We start from the raw sequence: 20601 nt of genomic DNA on the forward strand, positions 1-20601 counted from the left end.
AGTGCGTATCCCACTTTCCTGGCTGCGTGAATTCGCGCAGGTTCCGGCCGATGCAACGGCCGAAGATGTCATGGCGGACCTGGTCAAGGTCGGCTTTGAAGAAGAAGAAGTCCACCGTCCCACGGACGAGCTCTCCGGGCCCATCGTCGTGGGCCAGGTCTTGAGCCTGGTCAAGGAGCCGCAGTCCAACGGCAAGACGATCAACTGGTGCCAGGTCCGCGTCGTTCCTGAAGGGCAGGAACAGACGCTCAATGGTGAGGGCATTGACCCTTCCGGAGTGCAGGGCATTATTTGCGGTGCCCACAACTTTGTTGAGGGCGACAAGGTCGTAGTTACCCTTCCCGGAGCTGTTCTGCCAGGAAACTTCAAGATCTCAGCCCGCAAGACCTACGGTCACCTGTCCGCGGGCATGATCGCTTCCGTCCGGGAACTGGGCATCGGCGACGACCACGACGGCATCCTGGTCCTCTCCCGCATCGGCCTCGATCCGGAAATCGGCACGGACGCCATGGAACTCCTTGGCCTCTATGACCAGGCTGCCGAAATCAACGTGACCCCTGACCGCGGCTACGCGTTCTCGATCCGGGGTGTCGCCCGCGAGTACGCGCACGCCACGGGAACCTCGTTCGTGGATCCTGCGTCCAAGGTGAGCGCGCCGGCAACCTTGCAGGGTGGCTACGGCGTCCAGCTCAACGACGACGCCCCGATTTACGGCAAGCCAGGCTGCGACCGCTTCGTGGCCCGCACCGTCCGTGGCGTTGACCCATCACGTCCCACACCGCCGTGGATGTCCGCGCGCCTTCGTCTGGCCGGCGTTCGTTCCATCTCGCTGCCGGTTGATATCTCCAACTACGTCATGCTTGAGCTGGGACAGCCCAACCACTGCTACGACCTCGACAAGCTCGCGGGAGACATCGTGGTGCGTCGTGCAGTGGCGGGGGAGAAGATCACCACCCTCGATGACAAGGAGCGCACGCTCGACGTCGAGGACCTGTTGATCACCGATGACTCGGGTGCCATTGGCATCGCCGGCGTGATGGGAGGAGCCCACACTGAGGTGTCGGATTCCACCACCAACATCCTGGTGGAAGCCGCGCACTTCGACGAAGTGTCGATTGCCCGCTCCCGCCGTCGCCACAAGCTGCCCTCCGAAGCCTCCAAGCGCTTCGAGCGCGGCGTTGACTGGCACGTTGCGAATATTGCTGCCCAGCGCGTGGTTGACCTCTTGGTTGAGCTTGCCGGTGGTACGGCAGATGAGACGGGGACCGACGTTGGAACCGCCCCTGATGCGGTCACCATTGAACTGCCGGCAGGGTTCGCCTCTGCCCGAATCGGCATCGACTTCACCGAAGAGCAGATCATCACGTCCCTTGAGGACCTTGGCGCTGTGGTTGAAAAAACTGCCGCCGGTTACAGGGTCACGGCTCCCAGCTGGCGCAATGACCTCGAAACCAAGGAAGACCTGTCCGAGGAAATCGCGCGCCTTGTCGGCTACGACAACATCCCCTCGACTCTTCCGGTGGCGCCTCCAGGCCGTGGCCTGAGCCGCAGCCAGCAGCAGAAGCGCCGGGTCGTCCAGGCCTTGGCTGATGCGGGGCTCACCGAGGTGTTGTCCTACCCGTTCGTCTCCAAGGCAGCCAACGACACCTTTGGCGTTGCTGCTGAAGGCGGTGCGCGTCCGGCGCTCAAGCTCGCCAACCCGATCAGTGAGGAACACGGCTACCTGCGGACGTCCATCCTGCCGGGCCTGATCGAGGTTGCCCGCCGGAACCACTCACGCGGCTTCCGTGACCTGGCTGTGTACGAGGCGGGTTCGGTCTTCCTGCCCGGTGACAAGCTCGGCACGGATTCCATCCCGCCGTTGGGCGTCAAGCCTTCCGATGAGGTTCTGGATGCGCTGTACGACGGCGTCCCGCCCCAGCCGCTGCACGTCGCAGCTGTCTTGACGGGCCATGATTCTCCGGCTGCCGCTACCCACACACCGCGCGTCTGGGACTGGGCGGACGCTGTTGACGTGGCACGCCTCATTGCAGATGTTTTGGGTGTCGAGCTGGTCGTCAGCCAGGGCAGCCACCAGGCATTCCACCCCGGCCGTGCAGCTCAACTGGCGCTGCGCAATGGCGACGTCGTGGGCTACGCAGGAGAGTTGCACCCCAAGCTCCTGGCGGCTCAGGACATGCCCGCACGCTCCGTGGCTCTGGAGGTCAACGTGGAAGCGTTGTTCGAAGCCGCTGCTGACGTAATTGTGGCCAAGCACATCTCCGGATTCCCCGTCGCCACGCAGGACGTCGCCTTGGTGGTTCCGCAGGATGTTGCGGCAGACCTGGTCCTCTCCGCGCTGCGTGAAGGTGCCGGCGAACTCCTCGAAGACGTGGCGCTGTTCGACGTCTACGCGGGTCCCGGCATCGAGGAGGGCAAGAAGTCGCTGGCTTTCGGCTTGCGTTTCCGTGCGGACGACCGCACCCTGACGGCGGATGAGGCTTCGGAGGCCCGAGCGGCTGCCGTTGCCGTTGCGGCCGAGCGCTTCGGAGCAGTCCAGCGCTAGCACTCCCTGTATCGAGTGAATCCCCGGGACCTGATGGTTCCGGGGATTTTCTTTTATTGAGATTGAGCTCCCAGCATCTTGACAGACTATTCATGCATGTATGACAGTTTTGTCATGCACATGTGAAGCATGTGTATCACATCCCTCGCACGGCTCTTCTCTGAGCCGTCCCTTGAAAGGTACCCATGAAGAAGCAGAACGTTGCTTTGCTTGTCGGAGCTGCAGTGATGGCTCTGACGTCCTCGCTTGGTGGAGCCGCAACCGCGTCAGAGTCGACGCCGCAGGCAGCCGCCGCCGAGGTTCAACCTGTATCGCACACGGTAGACCCTTCGCAGACGTCCGGTTCCGCTGCATCACCACTGGCTGACAAATACACGATTGCCGCACCGTCGAAGAACGGAGGGGCCTCCACCGACTCAGTGATCGGCGCTGACGGCCGTGTCCGCATCACCAACACCACAGCTGCGCCCAACCGCTCGATCGTTCAGATCGAGTTCAACGGCGGCTACATCTGCTCCGGTGCCTTGATTTCCGACGACACCGTTCTGACCGCAGGGCACTGCGTCCACGAAGGCGGCACTGGGTCAACGGCTGATTACTCCTGGGGCGTAAAAGTGGCTCCTGGTCGGAATGGATCAACCGATCCTTACGGTACGTGTGGCGCAACGCAGCTCTTGACGGACCAGCGCTGGATCGACTCTGCCAATACCAATGCTGATTGGGGCGTCATCAAGCTCGACTGCACCATCGGCAACACCACCGGCTGGCTCAATTACACCGGCACCACCGCAAGTCTGAATGGCACCAATGTGACCGTTCGGGGCTACCCCGGAGACAAGGCCTTCGGAACCATGTGGTCCATGACCGGTCCTATTGAGAGCACCACCACGGAAAAGGTCTACTACAAGATGGATACCTATGGCGGCCAGAGTGGTGCCCCCGTCTACAACAGCTCCAACACCATCATGGCCATCCACACCAACGGCGGCAGCTCCAACTCGGGCACCCGCATCACGCCCACACTGGCGAACTACCTGACGTCGGTAAAGTAGCGCAGTTGAGTTAAGACACACACAGTGTTCCCCGCAGCGTAATTGTGGCTGCGGGGAACACTTGCTTTGGCGAATAGGGGCCCGCCAGACACAAGCTGCAGTTTGCAGGGGCCATAGCGACAAAGGGGGGGTGGGTAGATTTAGGTGCAAATGTCCTCGTTTATGAGCACTTGCGACTATGCACGGACCACATCGGAAGGGCTGGAGTGCGGACAACCTCCAGAACGAAAGGAACGTAGGGGTCTAAGCACGCCGCGGTCGGCTACATACAGGCTCGTGAGACGCTCCGTAGCTTATAGCTGAGGGACGAAACCTGTGGTGCACACGTACTGCTCCGCGACACGACGGGCGAGGCGCGCTGGTTTTCTATCGGCTTCAACGTTCTCGGTGCCATCGACTACTGTGCCAAGGTCGCCCGTGTAGAGCTGGATAACCAAGCAATCTGGTCCAAAACCATTAGTCATGATGAGCTTGTTTGTGGTCGTTGATTGATCAAAGACCTTTACGCTGTACCCGCGGGATGCATAGAAATGCTCGACTTTCTGCCGAAGTGTCTCCCGCTCGGTGGCGCTGAGGGGTCCCATGGTCCGCGCACCAGCGAACGATTTGCCGTTTCCGGTTCCCTGGTAGTGGCAGTAGCCACCTGCCGGAACGTCCTCGTTCACCCAGTCACCAGCTGCCATCGCTTGGATCTCATCGAGGAGTCCGAAGAACTCCTACCGGAATTTGCCCTCGGGATCCGGCGCGCATCGAGTGTTGCCGCCGAGCGTGGTGCCGAAGCTGCTCGTTCCAAGGTGCATGGAGAACTTACCATCGCCAAACCCAGTGGTTGTCTGGTCTCGGTTTGCCCCCGAAGGCTGAGTTTGAACAACTCTTAGTCCTTCGGTCTCAAAGACTTCCTTTACCGTCTTATGTATTTCTTCAGCCTGATCCTGTGACATCACACCGTGCTTACTGTCAAAGCTGAATTGAGTCCCTTCAATGCCCTGAGGCAGATCGCAGACGTCCCCCGGTTCATCTGGTGCAACTTTCGTCCAGTCACCGGGGGCGAGGGCTTGGATTTCCGTGAAGATGTCGAGGTATTCCTTGCGGGCTTGTTCCGGATCCATGGTCTGCTCCGCGGTGCTCGTAGGTGGGTTGCTCAGGGGTGTCCCGCACCCTGCCAGGGTGAGAAGAATGATCGCCGTGGCGGGAAGAGCGCGCCAGTATCGGCTGCGGTGTGTGGTGGTCATCGTTTCGCATTCGTGAGTTGGTCGCCAAGGCCCAGGGCGATCCTGGCCTGGTTCTTACTTGACTCGGTTGTCCTGTCGAAGTATCCGGAGATGCCGTCCACGCCACCGGTTTGTCCGTCATGGGTTTTCGTTGGCAGGTCTTTGGGTCCATCCGGTCCTGTGGTGCCGTCCGTGCCGAAGGTGACGGCACCGAACCCGGAGTCGTCGGTGCTTTTCCGCTGCCAGCCGAGCCCATGCCCGACTTCAGCTACATGGTCCCAGTCGTAGCTTCCCCGGTAAACGGTGCCGCGGGGGTTCAGGTGGAGATCGTTCAGGAGGTCACGCTATCAGGGCTCCTTCGTCGCCAACGGGGATCTCTTCGTGCGCGGCGCGTGTGTGTGAGGGCGCTGCGCTTCTAGGATGGTGATACTACGAGAGCATTGGCGGGGGAGGGAAGCATGACGCTGGGTCTGGTCTTCATAGGGATCGGCCTGGTGTGGCTGCCGTTCAGGAAGTGGATCGCGCGTCGGCAGCGCTGGATCACCTCACAAATGCTGGGCCGAAAAGGGGAGCACGCTGAACCCGAACCTCACTATGAAGCCGACACGGAAGCAGATGAGGAGCGGGTCAGGGGCTTCGAGATGATCGGAGTGTTCTTCTGCTCAGTGCTGATCGTCGGGGGTCTGCTGATTGTGGTGCTGACGTTCATTTTCAGGCCCCCATGGGCAGGGCAGTAGATGGGCGATCCATTCCTGGGCATCGTCGGAGCCTTCCTCGTACTCAGCGGCCTGGTGCTGTATCTGATGCGCAACTTGATGGCACGATCCGGTGTTGATGGTTGGGCCTGGCTGCCTAAGGGCACGCAGTTCAAGACGTACGAGTACCAACTCGTTCTGTCGAAGGTAGCGGCTGCTATTCCGGCAATGGCAGGGTTGGTATTCCTGGGTGTCTTCTTGTGGCCAAGGTAGTGCGTCAGTTGAAGGGAGGGCAGGTTGACTGAGCCGACGGGTTCAGGCTCCGCGCCGAAGCCGTGGACCTGCGCAAGGAGATCGATGAAGGGGTCAAGCGCTGGCATGACCGCGCTGTTGCCGCAGGAGAGGAGCGGGTCCTTGCCCGGACTAAGGACGGCGACCTGCACAGTTATCGGTTCGATGAGATTACGTTCGTATATCCGGGGGTCGTTGCAGCCAACGGCTCGATGATGACCTTCACTTCCGTCCTAGCCTCTGCGACTGGCGCGCTGGGCTTTCTGTCAGTTGTTGGAGCAGTGCATAGCTGTTGCGACATTGGGCTGGGGACTTAGCCGTGAGAGGAGGGCATGATGCAGAATCCGGTGCTTGACCTGCGGAGGCTCGATGAGGCGCCCGGCGCAGGAGGCGCGCTTGAACTGCTCGGCCAGCTGGCCCTCGAGCGCGCCCTTCGCTACGCCAACCCCGCAGACCGTGAAGAGTTCATTGCAGGGCGGGTGGCCTTGCTGGACTTTGCCGCTGTGCTCCTCGAAGTGGATCCTGCCCGGCTCGTGCCCGACTATCACTGCCCGCAGTGCGGCCCCGGCCAGGACCATGGTCGCCCAGGGTTCATGCTCGACGGCGGCCCCGCACCTCTGGCGCTCAGTGCATCCCGGGCGTCGGGCTGGGTACTACTGGCCGGCGTCGTGCATGCTCCCGAAGAACTACGGCTGGGAGTGGATTTTGAATCGACTGGCAAAGCAACCTTCGAAGGCTTCGACGACGTCGCACTGACCGCAACCGAGAAACGCTTCCTGTCCACCATCCCGGATCAGGAGCGAGATAGTCAGCGCGCGCGCCTGTGGGCACGCAAAGAAGCGTGGCTGAAGATGACGGGGGAGGGCCTGAGGCGCAACCCCGCAGAGCTGGATGTGCTGGACCTGCCCGGCCTGCGGGATGTCACCGGCATCCAAGAAAACCGAAAACTGCCTGACGGTTTGGTTGCCGCCCTGGCACTGGGCTAGCGCGCTGGAGGCAGCGGCGGAAGCGCAGCCTCGTAGAGCCATGGCCGGAGAACCGACGCAGCATCAAAGCCCGGAATGAACGAATCCGCAGCCTCAATGAACGCCTCCGTCGACACTGAGCCATGCCGGTTGGTGGCAGTCCAGTGCTGCAGGAAACCAAAGAAGGCCTCGTCCCCAGCTGCCATCCGCACCGCGTGAACGGCAAGGGCGCCGCGCTTGTAGACGCGGTCGTCGAACATCAGCTCAGGGCCGGGGTCTCCGACCAGCAGATCCTGGGGCGCGGCGTCGAGCCTCTTCCATGCAGCCGTTGCCCGTGCAGCAACAGTCATGGTCCTGGATTCTTCGGACCACAACCACTCCGCGTAGCAGGCGAATCCTTCATGGAGCCAGATGTCTTTCCAGCTGCTCACGGTCAGCGAGTTGCCGAACCACTGGTGGGAAAGCTCGTGGGCGATCAGGCGCTGGGCGTCCCAGGACTCGCGCATGTGGTTTCGGCCGAAGATGGAGACGGTTTGGGCTTCCAACGGGATTTCCAGTTCGTCTTCAGTGACCACCGACGTGTAGTCCGTGAACGGATACGGTCCGAAGCAATCCTCGAAGGTGCGCATCATGTCCGGCTGGCGGCGCAGGCCTTGCAGAGCATCCACCGCCATCTCGGGCGTGACTGCTACGAACTGCGGCACCCGGTGATGGGTGTCGTCATTGTGCAGGGGAACCCTGACGTACCGGCCGATCTGAACGGTGGCGAGGTAGGTGGCCATGGGTTCAGCGTGTTCATAGACCCAGGTCTCCCTGCTCGACTTGCGGGAGTGGGAGATCAGCGTGCCGTTGCACACCGGCCGGTAGTTGTCGTCTGTGGTCACGGAGATAAGGAAGCTGGACTTGTAGCGTGGATGGTCATTGCAGGGGAACCAGGAGGCCGCACCGTTGGGCTGGCCGGCCACCAGTACGCCGTCGTTCAGTTCTTCCCACCCCACATCGCCCCAAAGCCCGCGGCGGGGCTGGGGGTTCCCGTCGTAGCGGATCTCCAAGGAGAACTGCTGGCCGGGCCTCAGCGGGGAGGCCGGGTTGAGCACCAGGTGTTCGGCCCTGTGGCTGAATTTCTGGAGCTTCTTGCCATCCAGCTGGACCTTGCTGGCCCGCAGGCCCACCAGGTCGAGGACAATCTGCGCCAGGGGTTTTAACGCCGTGCATCGCAGGACCGCCTTGCCGATCAGCTTGTTGCTGCCCAACCTGACGTCGAGATCCAACTCGTACCGGTCCACACGGTAGTTGCTGCTGCCGTGGTCCAGAGCATAGGGGTCAGCTTCGGTCGTGGGGGCGGTGATTGGTACGGTCATGATCCGTCCAATCTACTTGAGGCGCGGCGCTTGTGTTGACGGACCCACCCATGGGCTCACCGGGTTGCCCATCCAATACGTTCCGGCCGGCACTGTCTCACCCCGCATAACCAGCGACGCCGGACCAACAGTTCCGCCGTCGCCGATGCTGGCCGCGGGGAGGATGACGCCGTGCGGACCCATGGTGGCTCCGTTACCGAGCAGCACGGTGTCCAGGCTCATCACGCGGTCGTGGAACAGGTGCGTCTGGACAACGCAGCCACGGTTGACGGAGGAATTCTCACCGAGCGTTACCAGGTCAGCTTCGGGCAGCCAGTAGCTTTCACACCAGGTCCCACGGCCGATCTTCGCTCCGAGGCCGCGAAGCCACCACACCAAGGCGGGAGTTCCGGCGGCGGAGCGGGCAAACCACGGGGCACTCACCATTTCGATGAAGGTGTCCACTACCTCGTTGCGCCAGATGAATGAGCTCCACAAGGGGTGCTCACCCGCGCGGATGGTCCCCACCAGGGCCCACTTGGCCACGATGGAGCTCAATGCGGCCACGGCACCTGCTGCCAGCATCACGACACCACCCAGGACGGCTGCCACCCAGTAGCCCCATCCACTCGCGATCCAATCCAGAACCAGCATGACGCTGACGGCGATGGCAACTGTGAGGATGACAGGCACCAGCCGGCACAGTTCCCACAACGCCCGGGCAACCTTGAGCCTGCGGGGCGGCTGGAAGGTCCGGGTTTGGTCAGCAGCGACGGCAGTGCGGCGCAGCCTGACCGGCGGGCTGCCCAACCAGGACGTGCCGGATTTGGCTTTCGCCGGCGTGGCAGACAGAACTGCAACGAGGGAGTTCTTGGGAACGTTTCGTCCCGCAGCAGTCATGCCCGAGTTGCCCAGGAAGGAGCGCTTTCCTATTTTGGCGGGAGCAATCTTCATCCAGCCCCCACCGAGTTCGTAGGAGGCCACCATGGTGTCGTCAGCCAGGAAGGCTCCATCCCCAATGGTCGTCATTTTAGGAACCAACAGAACGGTTGAGGCTTCCACGTTTTTGCCGACTTTGGCGCCCAGAAGGCGCAGCCAGATCGGTGTGAAAAGGCTTGCGTAGACCGGGAAAAGGAGGTCCCGGGCCATGTCCAGAAGGCGTTCCGTGGCCCAAACCTGCCACCCGACACGGCTGCGGACCCCGTAGTAACCCTCCTTCAAACCCAACCCGAGAAGCCGGGCAACCATCAGGATGAGCAGCAGGTTGCCGAAGAACCACACCAACGCCGCAAGAGGCAATGCCAGAGCTATTTGAGCAAGCGCAGTTTCCAGGGATTCGTGGCCCTGCATGAAAGCCAGGACAACCAAGGCGGCCGCGAACGCAGAAATGTAAGGAATAAGGGCCAGGAGCGCCGAAGCGCTGGCAAAGGCGGAGAACCAGAGCCTGTCAACCACTGGCCGCCGGGTGATCGTTTCAGGCCACTCTTGCTTCGCTTTTCCACGGCGCTCGGCGGGGGAGCCGGCTACAAGGTGCCCGGCCTTCACTTTGCCCAGTACTGCCGACCCGGCTTCGACGCGCGCACCCGCACCGATGGTGGCCCCTGGCATCAGGGTGCTTCGGGCGCCGACGACTGCGCCGGCTCCTACGTGGATCTGCCCGATATGGACGGAGTCACCATCCACCCACCATCCGGAAAGGTCCACCTCGGGCTCGATGTTGGCTCCGCTTCCGAGGGACAGCAAACCGGTGACCGGGGGCAGTGAGTGCAGGTGGACATCCTTGCCGATCTTGGCTCCGAGGGCCCGTGCGTAGTAAGGGACGAACGGGGCGCTGGCCAGACCGATGGCGCCCGACAGGTCTTGTATTTGCTCGGCCAGCCACAAGCGCAGGTGGGTCTTTCCGGAACGTGGGTAAGTGCCGGGTTCGATCCTGCCAAGAAGCACCCTGGCTGCAACCACCGAGATCGTCATCCGGCCCAGGGGGCTGACGAAGACCAGCCAGGACGCTGCGATCCACCACCACGACACGACGGGTGCGGCGGTAAATCCAGCAAAGTCTGCCAGCAACCTGTTGGCGGCCATGAGGTAGGTGAGCCAACGCATCCCCACCAGGATGTGTAAGGGCACGCCCATCAGGACCTGGAAGATCTGTGACTTCAGCGCCGTGGGCCGCACGGTGCGCTCTGCAGCGGGACCCGGCGCGCCGCCGTCGGGAAGTGATTGCCGCGCTGTGTCGATCAGTGCGCCGACACGTGGCGTGGCATAGATATCCGCCACGGTGATGGTGGGATACCGGACGCGAAGGGCAGAAACGAGCTGCGCCGCAGCCAAGGATCCGCCACCATAAGCGAAGAAGTCGGCGTCCAGGGAGCCGACGCGACTTCCCAGCACGGATTCCCATTGCTCAACCACCCAACGGGCGTCATCGGGCAGGTTCAGCGGGGCGTTCCCGGCTTCGGTGGCACCGGCTCCTGCCAGCGGCCACGGCAAAGCGTGACGGTCAACTTTTCCGCTCGTCTTGGTCGGGAGCGAATCCACCACGGTCAGCAGGGGGATCAAAGCGGCCGGCAGGCTTTCGCCAAGCAGCCGGCGTGCCTCGTCCATGGACAGCTCGTAGCCGTCAACGGGGGCCAGGTAGCCCACCAGGATCTGGTTGCCGGCAGCCGTGGTCTGCACGGCCGCAGCAGCACCGGCGACGCCCGGCAAGGACTGGAGCGCAGCATCCACTTCGCCCAGTTCGATCCGGCGTCCACCCAGTTTCACCTGTTCGTCGGCGCGGCCCATGAAGATCAGACCCTCGGCTTCGAAGCGGACCAGGTCACCCGATCGATAGGCCCGGCCCCATCCCAGCGATGCCATGGGAGCGTACTTCTCGGCGTCCTTTGCGGGATCGAGGTAGCGGGCAAGCCCGACACCGCCGATGATCAATTCACCGATCTCACCTTCGGCCACCGGGACGCCTTGCGGATCGACGACGGCAAGGTCCCAGCCATCCAGTGGAAGCCCGATCCGCACGGGGCCGGGTCCGCCCAGGGGAGCGGCACAGGCAACGACCGTAGCCTCTGTGGGCCCGTAGGTGTTCCAGACTTCCCGGCCGTCCACCGCCAAGCGTTCGGCCAGTTCGGGCGGGCACGCTTCACCGCCGAAAATCAGGAGGCGGACGTTTTCGAGTGCTTCGGCAGGCCACAACGCAGCCAGGGTGGGCACGGTGGAAACCACCGTGATGCCGTGGTTGATGAGCCAAGGGCCGAGGTCCATGCCGGTGCGAACCAACGCTCGTGGTGCCGGTACCAGGCAAGCGCCGTGGCGCCAGGCAAGCCACATTTCCTCGCAGGAAGCGTCGAAGGCGACCGAAAGGCCGGCCAACACCCGGTCCTGGGGGCCAATAGGCTCAGCTTGAAGGAAGATCCTGGCCTCGGCGTCAACAAACGCGGCCGAGGACCGGTGCTGGACGGCAACGCCCTTGGGGGTTCCTGTGGATCCGGAGGTGAAGATGATCCAGGAATCGTCGTCCAGTCCGGGGATGGAGGGTGTGGAGACGGGTTCCCGGGCCTCGCCGGAAAGCTGGATGTCCAGGCCCGCCGCGATGATGGCACCCACCTTGGCTTCGCCGAACACCAGACGGGCGCGTTCGTCGGGGTCGTCCGCATCCACGGGAACGTAGGCAGCGCCAGCCATGAGGATTCCCAAGATGGCGATGTAGAGCTCGTTGGTGCCGGATGGGATCCGAACGCCGATTTTGTCGCCCCGGCCAAGACCTGCCGCATTGAGCCGGGCAGCGAAGGCGCGTACCGCCTTGAGAAGCTCGGTGTAGCTCAGGGACTTCTGCCCGTCATCCAGTGCCGAGGCTTCGGGAAATGACGATGCGGTTTCTGTCAGGATGTCAACGAGGGTGCGCTCGGCCGGGGCGGCGGCGCCTCCCGGCAGCTGGGGACGGTACGTGGTCATGGCAGGGATATGCCCGGCCCCCAATGGATGTTCTGTGCTCACGACGTCAGCTTTCCGCAGAAAGATGAACAAAAGGTGTCTGACGTTTCCTGCGCGTCACTTTCTGTTGCACAGCAGTTTGCCTGCGCGTCACTGGCCGTTGGGAACCGGACATGGGGGCTTAGGGAACCAGCAGGACTTTGCCGGTGGTGCGGCGGCCTTCGAGGTCCCTGTGCGCTTGGGCTGCTTCGGCCAACGGGTATGTGGCACCGACCCTGACAGTGAGGGTGCCGTTGGCGGCGGCGTCGAAAATCTCGGCTGAACGCCACCTGCGTTCCTGGGCGTTCTGCACAAAGTGCGCCATGGTGGGCCTGGTCAGCGTCAGCGAACCTGCGGCGTTCAAACGCTGGGGATCGAAGGGCGGCACCGGGCCGGAGGCCGCACCGAAGAGCACCATGGCACCCCGGATGCGCAGGCTCTTCAGGGAGTCATCGAAGGTGTCTTTGCCGACGCCGTCGTACACCACGTTGACGCCCTCGCCGTCGGTCAGTTCACGGACCCTGTCAGCGAAGCCCTCGTAACGGAGTACTTCATCAGCGCCTGCAAGCGTGGAGAGATCGGCCTTCTCATCAGAGGACACGGTGGTGATCACACGGGCTCCGCGGGCCTTCAGCAGTTGCGTCAACAGCAGACCAACGCCACCTGCGCCTGCGTGGAGCAGAACGGTGTGGCCCGGCTCTACGCGGAACGACGAGTTCATCAGGTAATGGGCAGTGATGCCCTGCAGCGGCAGGGCTGCTGCGGTGTGATCGTCGACGCCGTCAGGAACCGGAAGTGCCTTGGCCGCCTCCACCACGGCGTACTCTGCGTACGTCCTGGACCCCTCAGCCGTGGCAACCCGGTCGCCAACGGAAAATTCTGCGACACCTTCGCCTACGGACTCCACTGTGCCGGCGGCTTCGGCGCCTGGGGTGAAGGGGTATTCCACCTTGTAGGTGCCGCTGCGTTGGTAGGTCTCAATGAAATTGACCCCGGCAGCTGCGACCTTGATCAACAGCTGGCCGGGGCCAGGTTTCGGTATTTTCACAGATGCGTATTCGAGGACCTCAGGTCCTCCGGGCTGCTGTGCAACGATGGCGTGCGTCATGGTGGCTCCTCACTCCGGGGCGGTCCTTCCGGGGCCCGGTTTCAGATTCCATCCTAGGGAAGTTGGGGCTTCCCTTGTTGAACGCCTAGAAGCGTCCGTGCGTCGAAGCCACGGGGCAATCGAAGCCGCGGCCTGCTGCCAGGCCTACGTCATTGAGGTATCTGACCACGATGCCGTAGGACTGCATCAACGTGGTTTCCGTGTAGGAAATGGAGTGCTTGGCGCAGAACTCGCGGACGATCTTTGTGGCCTTGTACAAATGGGGGCGAGCCATGTCCGGGAACAAGTGGTGCTCCACCTGGCGGTTGAGTCCACCCAGGAGGAAGTCCATGAAGAGACCACCGGAGATATTGCGCGAGGTCAGGATCTGGCGGTTGAGGAAGTCCACGCGGCTGTCCTTGGGGAGGACGGGCATGCCCTTGTGGTTCGGGGCGAACGAGGCTCCCATGTAGAAGCCGTAAACCATGATCTGGACGCCAAGGAAGGCGAACGCCATGCCGATGGGCAGGAAGGTGAAAGCCAGGACCGGGAGGGCGGCAAGCCTGGTCACGAGGATGGGCGTCTCCACCCAGCGGTGACGTACTTTCTGCTTGCCGAAGACGAAGCGAAGGGAGTCGAACTGCAGGCTCAAGCCCAGGAGCGTCAGGAGCGGGAAGAAGAACCAGCCCTGCTTTTTGGTGAGGAAAGCCAGGCGGCCTTTGCGTTCGGCTGCAGCGTCCTCATAGAACACCAAGGCGTTGTTCCGGATGTCCGGGTCCTTGGAGATGACGTTGGGGTGGTTGTGGTGGGCTCCGTGCTTCTGTTCCCACCAGGAATAGCTGATGCCGGCAACTCCTGTGGCCAGGAGACGGGCTGACCAATCGTTGGCACGCCGGGAAGCGAAGATCTGCTTGTGACCTGCCTCGTGGGCAAGGAAGCTCAGCTGCGTGCACAGGATGCCTACGGCTGCAGCGATCAAAAGCTGGTACCAGGAATCGCCGATCAGTGCGAAGCCGAGCCAGGTGCCGGCCATAAGGAGTGCCAGGGCCACGAAGACCCAGATGTAGAAGCCGCTACGGCGTTCCAGGAGTCCGGCTGCCTTGACGCTCTTGAGAAGCTCCGAGTAGCTCTGGACGACGGGATTTGGTTGAATTGCGCGAGCTTTGGGGCGCTCAGCGGTGGACGTGGGTGACATAAATGTGCCCCGTATCGCTAACGGGCAACGCTGCAGCCGACGTTCGGACTGCACGGTCTGGATCACCCTTCACTAAGCATACGTCCAATCCCCAAAATAATGAGACTGCTCACAACTGCATGCATAAATATCGGACAGCATGAATATTCTTGCTGTACAGTGGAGTCATGACTATTTCTGTTGCCGTCTCCGGTGCCAGCGGCTACGCCGGAGGAGAAGTGCTGCGCCTGCTGGCAGGCCATCCGAACGTCACCATCGGTGCCATCACCGCACACAGCAACGCCGGTTCCAGACTAGGGGAGTTGCAGCCGCATCTCCATGGTTTGGCCAGCAGGATTCTGGAAGACACCACGGTGGAGAACCTGTCCGGTCACGACGTAGTGTTCCTGGCGTTGCCGCACGGTGCTTCGGCCGAGATCGCTGCTCAGTTGCCGGAGGGGACCGTAGTGATCGACGCCGGCGCGGACCACCGCTTGCAGGACGCCGCGGCATGGGAAAAGTTCTACGGATCTGCGCACGCAGGAACATGGCCTTATGGACTGCCTGAACTGCCCGGTCAGCGTGAAGCCCTCAAGGGCGCCACCCGCATCGCAGTGCCTGGTTGCTACCCGACGTCGGCGTTGCTCGCCCTGACACCCGGGTTCGCCAACAATCTCCTCCTGACGGACGACGTCGTGATTGTTGCGGCATCCGGTACCTCCGGTGCCGGCAAGGCGGCCAAGGTGAATTTGATCGGTGCCGAAGTCATGGGTTCCATGAGCCCCTACGGCGTGGGTGGCGGACATCGCCACACGCCGGAGATCGAACAGGGACTCTCCAATGCGGCCGGTGAACCGGTATCGGTCTCCTTCACGCCCACGTTGGTTCCCATGAGCCGGGGCATCCTGACAACGGCCACCGCTAAGGCACAGCACGGCGTGACGGAAGCTGAACTGCGCCAGGCCTGGGCAGATGCCTACGACGACGAACCGTTCGTGCACCTCCTTCCCGAAGGCCAATGGCCCACCACCAAGTCAGTGCAGGGTTCCAACCACGCAGTGATGCAGTTGGCACTGGACCAGCACACTGGCCGCGTGATCGTCACGTGCGCCATCGACAACCTCACCAAGGGGACCGCCGGCGGAGCCGTGCAGTCCATGAACATTGCCCTCGGCCTGGATGAAACCGCGGGCCTGAACCTGCAGGGAGTTGCACCGTGACCATTACCGCACCCAAGGGATTCCGCGCCTCCGGCGTCAAAGCCGGCATCAAGGCATCCGGGAACCCGGATCTGGCCCTGGTAGTCAATGACGGGCCGCAAAAGTCCGCAGCTGCCGTATTTACCTCCAACCGTGTAGCTGCTGCGCCGGTTCACTGGTCACGCCAGGTAGTCAGCGATGGCCGTGTGGATGCCGTCGTCTTGAACTCGGGCGGCGCCAACGCCTGCACCGGCCCGCAGGGCTTCCAGAACACGCATGCTACTGCCGAGAAAGTGGCGGATGTGCTGGGCATCTCAGCCTCCGACGTCGTAGTGTGCTCCACGGGCCTGATCGGTGAGCAGCTGCCCATGGACAAGATTCTTACTGGTGTTGATGCGGCTTTCCGTGAATTGTCGGAAGACGGCGGTACCGCTGCCGCCACGGCCATCATGACCACTGACAGCGTGTCCAAGGAAGCCGTCTTCACCGGCACCGATGCCCAAGGCAAGCAGTTCACTGTGGGAGGCATTGCCAAGGGTGCCGGCATGTTGGCGCCCGGCCTGGCGACGATGCTGGTGGTCCTGACCACCGACGCCGAGGTTCCTGCGAATGAGCTCGACGTCGTCCTCCGCGACGCCACGCGCGTCACCTTTGACCGCGCGGACTCGGATGGCTGCATGTCTACCAACGACACCGTGGTGCTGCTGGCATCCGGCGCCTCCGAAGCTCTGCCGTCTGCCGAGCAGTTGAGCGAAGCGGTCACCATCGTCTGCGCCGAACTGGCACGCAAACTCATCGGTGATGCCGAAGGCGCCAGCCACGACATCGCGATCAGGACCTTCAACGCCGCCAGCGAACGCGACGCCGAAATCGTCAGCCGCAGTGTTGCCCGCTCCAACCTGTTCAAAGCTGCCATCTTTGGCAAGGATCCCAACTGGGGCCGCGTGCTCTCGGCTGTGGGGACCACAGATGCTGTTTTCGAGGCGGACCAGCTCAACGTCGCCATGAACGGTGTGCAGATTTGCCGCAACGGCGCTATCGGCGATGACCGCAACCTGGTGGACCTTGAGCCGCGCGAAGTCTTGGTCGAGATTGACCTGCAGGCCGGCGACGCTGAGGCGACCATCTGGACCAACGACCTCACGCACGACTACGTGCATGAGAACAGCGCCTACTCGAGCTGAGCTTATGACAATGACTGCCCATACCCGCGAAACCACGTCCACGAGCCACGTCTCGGCCGAGGCAGCCCAGGACAAGGCCGGCACGCTGATCGAAGCCCTGCCGTGGATCCAACGATTCGCCGGCACCACCATGGTGATCAAGTACGGCGGCAACGCCATGGTCAACGACGACCTCCGCCGCGCCTTCGCTGAGGACATCGTGTTCCTCCACCACGTGGGCATCCACCCCGTGGTGGTTCATGGCGGCGGCCCCCAGATCAACTCCATGCTCGGCCGCCTCGGCATCGAGTCGGAGTTCAAGGGTGGGCTGCGCGTCACCACGCCCGAGGCCATGGACGTGGTCCGCATGGTCCTGACAGGTCAGGTTGGCCGTGAACTCGTAGGGCTCATTAACTCCCACGGTCCTTATGCCGTCGGCATGTCCGGCGAGGATGGTGGCCTGCTGCGCGCCGTCCGCACGGGCACCGTGGTTGATGGCGAAGAAGTGGACCTCGGCCTGGTGGGCGAAGTCGTGGGCGTGGATCCAGCCGGCATCACGGATATCCTCGACGCCGGTCGCATCCCCGTGATTTCAACCGTGGCCCCGGAGATCGTGGACGACGGAAACGGCTTCCAGACCACCGGCCAGGTACTGAACGTTAACGCCGACACCGCAGCTGCCGCCGTTGCTTCGGCCCTGGGTGCCACCAAGCTCGTCATCCTGACCGACGTGGAAGGCCTGTACGCCAACTGGCCGGACAAATCCTCGCTGATCTCGTCGCTGAGAGCCTCGGAACTCCGCGAAATGCTTCCCCGCCTTGAGTCGGGAATGATCCCCAAAATGGCCGCCTGCCTGAAGGCCATCGACGAAGGCGTGGAGCGCGCACACATCGTGGACGGCCGGCTCCCACACTCGATGTTGTTGGAAACGTTCACGACGGCGGGCATCGGCACCCAAGTAGTACCCGACGAGGAAGTGAACGCATGAGCACCGAACTGAGCCATACCGCCGAAGGCCGCAGCAGCGTCGGGGGGCGGCTGGGGACGGAAGGGGCCCCCATCGCTGCGGAGGCTGCCGCAGCCACGCTCGTTTCCCAGAGCTCAGGCGCCGACTGGCTGGCGCGCTACTCGTCCTCGCTGATGGGTGTCTTCGGCACGCCCCAGCGGGTCCTGGTCCGTGGCGCCGGTTGCCTTGTCTGGGATGCAGACGGGAAGGAATACCTTGATCTCCTGGGCGGCATCGCTGTGAACGCCCTGGGCCACGCGCACCCTTTCGTAACCTCCGTGATTTCCAGCCAACTGGCCACGCTCGGCCATGTCTCGAACTTCTTCACGAGCCCCACGCAGATCGCTCTCGCCGAGAAGCTGTTATCCCTCAGCAAGGCCCCGGCTGGTTCCAAGGTCTTTTTTGCCAATTCCGGTACCGAGGCCAACGAAGCAGCGTTCAAGCTGGCACGCAGGAACAACTCCGACGGGAAGCGCACCAAAATCATCGCTTTGGAGGGTGCCTTCCACGGCCGCAGCATGGGTGCTTTGGCCCTCACGGCCAAAGAGGCCTACCGTGCGCCGTTTGAACCACTGCCAGGTGGTGTGGTCCACATTCCGTTTGGTGACATCGAGGCCCTGCTTGCCGCCGTCGACGATTCCACTGCTGCCGTGTTCCTGGAACCCATCCAAGGCGAAGCGGGGGTTCGGCCGCTCAGCGCCGAATACCTGCAGGCAGCCCGTGAAGCTACCACCGCAGCGGGTGCGTTGTTGATCCTGGACGAGGTCCAGACCGGCATCGGCCGCACCGGAAAGTGGCTTGCCAGCGAAGACGCAGGAATTGTGCCCGACGCCGTCACGCTCGCCAAGGGCCTTGGCGGCGGGTTCCCGGTGGGTGCCCTTGTCACCTTCGGAAGTACGACGTCGGCCCTGCTCACCGCAGGGCAGCACGGCACCACTTTCGGCGGAAACCCGGTGGCTACGGCCGCCGCCTTGGCCACGCTGCACGCCATCGAAAGCCAAGGTCTCCTGCGGAACGTGCTGAGCGTCGGTGCGCACCTGCGCGAAGGGCTGGCTGACGTCGATGCTGTCAGTGAAGTCCGCGGCGAGGGCCTGCTGATTGGATTCGACGTGAACGCCGACATCGCACCTGCCATGGTGACCGCAGCTTTGGATGCAGGCTTCATCATCAACAGTCCGGGCCCGCGGACCATCCGTCTCGCCCCTCCGCTGATCCTGACCACCGAGCAGGCCGACCGGTTCCTGTCAGCCCTGCCCGCCTTGATCGCCACGGCTACCGCCCAAACCGCTAAGGATGCACAGTGAGCACGTCAACCACCCGTCACTTCCTCAAGGACACGGACCTGAGCCCCGCCGAGCAGGCTGAGGTCCTGGAACTCGCCGTCCGGATGAAGGCCGCGCCTTACAGCGTGCAGCCCTTCGCCGCAGAGGGCAACGGCCGCAAGACCGTTGCAGTGATCTTTGACAAGACCTCCACCCGCACCCGCGTCTCGTTCGCCACGGGCATCGCAGACATGGGTGGCAACGCATTGATTATCAACCCGGGGGAAGCGCAGATCGGCCATAAGGAATCCGTGGAGGACACTGCCAAAGTCCTGGAGCGCATGGTGTCCACCATTGTGTGGCGGACCGGGGCGCACGCCGGACTGGTGGCGATGGCTGAAAACTCCAAGGTCCCCGTCATCAATGCCCTGTGCGACGATTACCACCCCTGCCAGCTCCTGGCCGACCTCCTTGCCGTCAAGGAACACAAGGGCGAGCTGGCCGGACTGAGCATGGCGTACCTGGGCGATGCCGCCAACAACATGGCCAACTCGTACCTCCTTGCCGGCGTCACTGCCGGGATGCACGTTCGCATCTCCGGGCCGGAGGGGTATCTCCCTGCCGCGGAAATTGTTGCCGCTGCAGAGGAACGCGCTGCGGAGACCGGCGGTTCGGTCCTCATCACCAGCGATGCTGCCGAGGCCCTCAAGGGCGCCGACGTCGTTGCAACAGACACCTGGGTTTCCATGGGCCAGGAGTCCGAAAAGGAAGCGCGGATGCAACTCTTCCGTGAATATTCCGTGGACGAGGCCGCCATGGCGCAAGCTGCGCCGGACGCCGTCGTGCTTCACTGCCTTCCCGCTTACCGCGGTTACGAGATTTCGGCGGACGTCATCGACGGCCCGCAGTCGATCGTGTGGGATGAGGCGGAAAACCGCCTCCACGCCCAGAAGGCACTCATGGCATGGTTGATGCACCGCTCGGGACTTGCTTTCGTGGAGGGCCTTTCACCTGTTGAAGGTACCGGGGAGAGCACGTTCTAGTGTCCACCAACCCGTCCGTGCCGGGCGCCAGCCCAGCCACCAAGACTGCCCGCCAGGCGCGTATCACCGCGATCTTGACAGGTGAGTCAGTGCGCTCCCAGGCAGAGCTTGCAGCCCTGCTGGCGGACGACGGCGTCCAGGTCACCCAGGCCACGTTATCCAGGGACCTCGTGGAGCTGGGCGCAGTCCGGGTCCGTGGAAAGGAAGGCGCGTTGGTTTACGCCGTTCCGGGGGAGGGCGGCGACCGCAACGCCAAGAGCGGCGTGACCCAGGAGATTCTGGATGCACGTCTGACGCGGTTGTGCGGCGAACTCCTGGTCACCGCGGAGGCCTCGGGCAATATCGTGGTCCTTCGTACCCCGCCGGGTGCGGCGAACTTCCTGGCACTGGCCGTGGACCACTCGGTGATGCCCTCTGTATTGGGTACGATCGCAGGCGATGACACTTTGCTGTTGGTCGCCCGGGATCCCGATGGCGGGGCAGAACTGGCGGCGCGTTTCCTGCGCATGGCCGAAGAAGCCGGGCCGGCCAACCAATAGATTTTCCCAGCATTGATTCACACCAGCATTGATTCGAATGAACCAAGCAACAACAAAGGAGCA

At 62.9% G+C, this 20601-nt stretch carries 17 protein-coding genes; 11 read left to right on the plus strand and 6 right to left on the minus strand.

Going from position 1 to position 20601, the window contains the following annotated elements; all coding sequences use genetic code 11:
• The first annotated feature begins 1 nt into the window (after position 1).
• Both pheT and AYX22_RS08610 read left to right on the plus strand, forming a co-directional pair.
• A complete protein-coding gene (gene pheT / locus AYX22_RS08605) occupies positions 2-2545 on the plus strand; it encodes a phenylalanine--tRNA ligase subunit beta (RefSeq protein WP_207597053.1) in 2544 nt (847 codons plus the stop codon).
• 185 nt (positions 2546-2730) lie between these two features.
• Positions 2731-3597 carry a serine protease gene (locus AYX22_RS08610; protein ID WP_207597054.1) on the plus strand — a complete coding sequence of 289 codons (867 nt, stop codon included), beginning with the start codon at positions 2731-2733 and terminating at the stop codon, positions 3595-3597.
• A gap of 293 nt (positions 3598-3890) precedes the next feature.
• On the opposite strand, the gene AYX22_RS08615 is transcribed toward AYX22_RS08610, so the two are convergent.
• Entirely contained in the window at positions 3891-4280 is a 390-nt protein-coding gene (locus tag AYX22_RS08615; RefSeq protein WP_207597055.1) for a hypothetical protein, read from the minus strand.
• A gap of 33 nt (positions 4281-4313) precedes the next feature.
• Complete coding sequence (locus AYX22_RS08620; RefSeq protein ID WP_207597056.1) at positions 4314-4706, minus strand: hypothetical protein; 393 nt, start codon at positions 4704-4706, stop codon at positions 4314-4316.
• A gap of 560 nt (positions 4707-5266) precedes the next feature.
• Here AYX22_RS08620 and AYX22_RS08625 point away from each other — a divergent pair.
• The 3 genes from AYX22_RS08625 (at position 5267) to AYX22_RS08635 (ending at position 6780) form a co-directional block, all read left to right on the plus strand.
• The gene (locus AYX22_RS08625; protein ID WP_207597057.1) at positions 5267-5545 is read left to right on the plus strand and encodes a hypothetical protein; all 279 of its coding nucleotides are present in this window, start codon (positions 5267-5269) and stop codon (positions 5543-5545) included.
• Positions 5546-5776, plus strand: a complete 231-nt coding sequence (locus tag AYX22_RS08630; RefSeq protein ID WP_207597058.1) for a hypothetical protein — start codon at positions 5546-5548, stop codon at positions 5774-5776.
• Between the two features lie 350 nt (positions 5777-6126).
• Complete coding sequence (locus AYX22_RS08635) at positions 6127-6780, plus strand: 4'-phosphopantetheinyl transferase superfamily protein (RefSeq protein WP_242703573.1); 654 nt, start codon at positions 6127-6129, stop codon at positions 6778-6780.
• Here the strand turns inward: AYX22_RS08635 and AYX22_RS08640 are convergent.
• From AYX22_RS08640 to AYX22_RS08655, 4 genes are all read right to left on the minus strand, one after another.
• A complete protein-coding gene (locus AYX22_RS08640) occupies positions 6777-8120 on the minus strand; it encodes a M1 family metallopeptidase (RefSeq protein ID WP_207597059.1) in 1344 nt (447 codons plus the stop codon). The genes AYX22_RS08635 and AYX22_RS08640 overlap by 4 nt on opposite strands.
• A gap of 12 nt (positions 8121-8132) precedes the next feature.
• The gene (locus AYX22_RS08645; RefSeq protein ID WP_207597526.1) at positions 8133-12047 is read right to left on the minus strand and encodes a Pls/PosA family non-ribosomal peptide synthetase; all 3915 of its coding nucleotides are present in this window, start codon (positions 12045-12047) and stop codon (positions 8133-8135) included.
• A 160-nt stretch (positions 12048-12207) separates the two neighbouring features.
• On the minus strand, positions 12208-13173 hold the full coding sequence (locus tag AYX22_RS08650) for a quinone oxidoreductase (protein ID WP_207597060.1): 966 nt from the start codon (positions 13171-13173) through the stop codon (positions 12208-12210).
• Positions 13174-13258: 85 nt separating this feature from the next.
• The gene (locus AYX22_RS08655) at positions 13259-14347 is read right to left on the minus strand and encodes an acyl-CoA desaturase (protein ID WP_207597061.1); all 1089 of its coding nucleotides are present in this window, start codon (positions 14345-14347) and stop codon (positions 13259-13261) included.
• A gap of 167 nt (positions 14348-14514) precedes the next feature.
• Between AYX22_RS08655 and argC the strand changes: the two genes are divergently transcribed.
• The 6 genes from argC to AYX22_RS08685 are packed head-to-tail and all read left to right on the plus strand — an operon-like array spanning position 14515 to position 20538.
• The gene (gene argC, locus AYX22_RS08660; RefSeq protein WP_207597062.1) at positions 14515-15546 is read left to right on the plus strand and encodes an N-acetyl-gamma-glutamyl-phosphate reductase; all 1032 of its coding nucleotides are present in this window, start codon (positions 14515-14517) and stop codon (positions 15544-15546) included.
• Positions 15543-16709 carry a bifunctional glutamate N-acetyltransferase/amino-acid acetyltransferase ArgJ gene (gene argJ, locus AYX22_RS08665; RefSeq protein ID WP_207597063.1) on the plus strand — a complete coding sequence of 389 codons (1167 nt, stop codon included), beginning with the start codon at positions 15543-15545 and terminating at the stop codon, positions 16707-16709. Before argC ends, argJ begins: the two co-directional genes overlap by 4 nt.
• Before the next feature lie 10 nt (positions 16710-16719).
• Positions 16720-17676 carry an acetylglutamate kinase gene (argB, locus tag AYX22_RS08670; RefSeq protein ID WP_207597064.1) on the plus strand — a complete coding sequence of 319 codons (957 nt, stop codon included), beginning with the start codon at positions 16720-16722 and terminating at the stop codon, positions 17674-17676.
• On the plus strand, positions 17673-18998 hold the full coding sequence (locus AYX22_RS08675) for an acetylornithine transaminase (RefSeq protein ID WP_242703574.1): 1326 nt from the start codon (positions 17673-17675) through the stop codon (positions 18996-18998). The genes argB and AYX22_RS08675 overlap by 4 nt, the downstream gene beginning before the upstream one ends.
• Entirely contained in the window at positions 18995-19999 is a 1005-nt protein-coding gene (gene argF / locus AYX22_RS08680) for an ornithine carbamoyltransferase (RefSeq protein WP_207597065.1), read from the plus strand. Before AYX22_RS08675 ends, argF begins: the two co-directional genes overlap by 4 nt.
• A complete protein-coding gene (locus tag AYX22_RS08685; RefSeq protein ID WP_089594443.1) occupies positions 19999-20538 on the plus strand; it encodes an arginine repressor in 540 nt (179 codons plus the stop codon). Before argF ends, AYX22_RS08685 begins: the two co-directional genes overlap by 1 nt.
• Positions 20539-20601 lie beyond the last annotated feature (63 nt).

The sequence above is a fragment of the Arthrobacter sp. D5-1 genome (assembly GCF_017357425.1).
Taxonomy (GTDB): domain Bacteria; phylum Actinomycetota; class Actinomycetes; order Actinomycetales; family Micrococcaceae; genus Arthrobacter.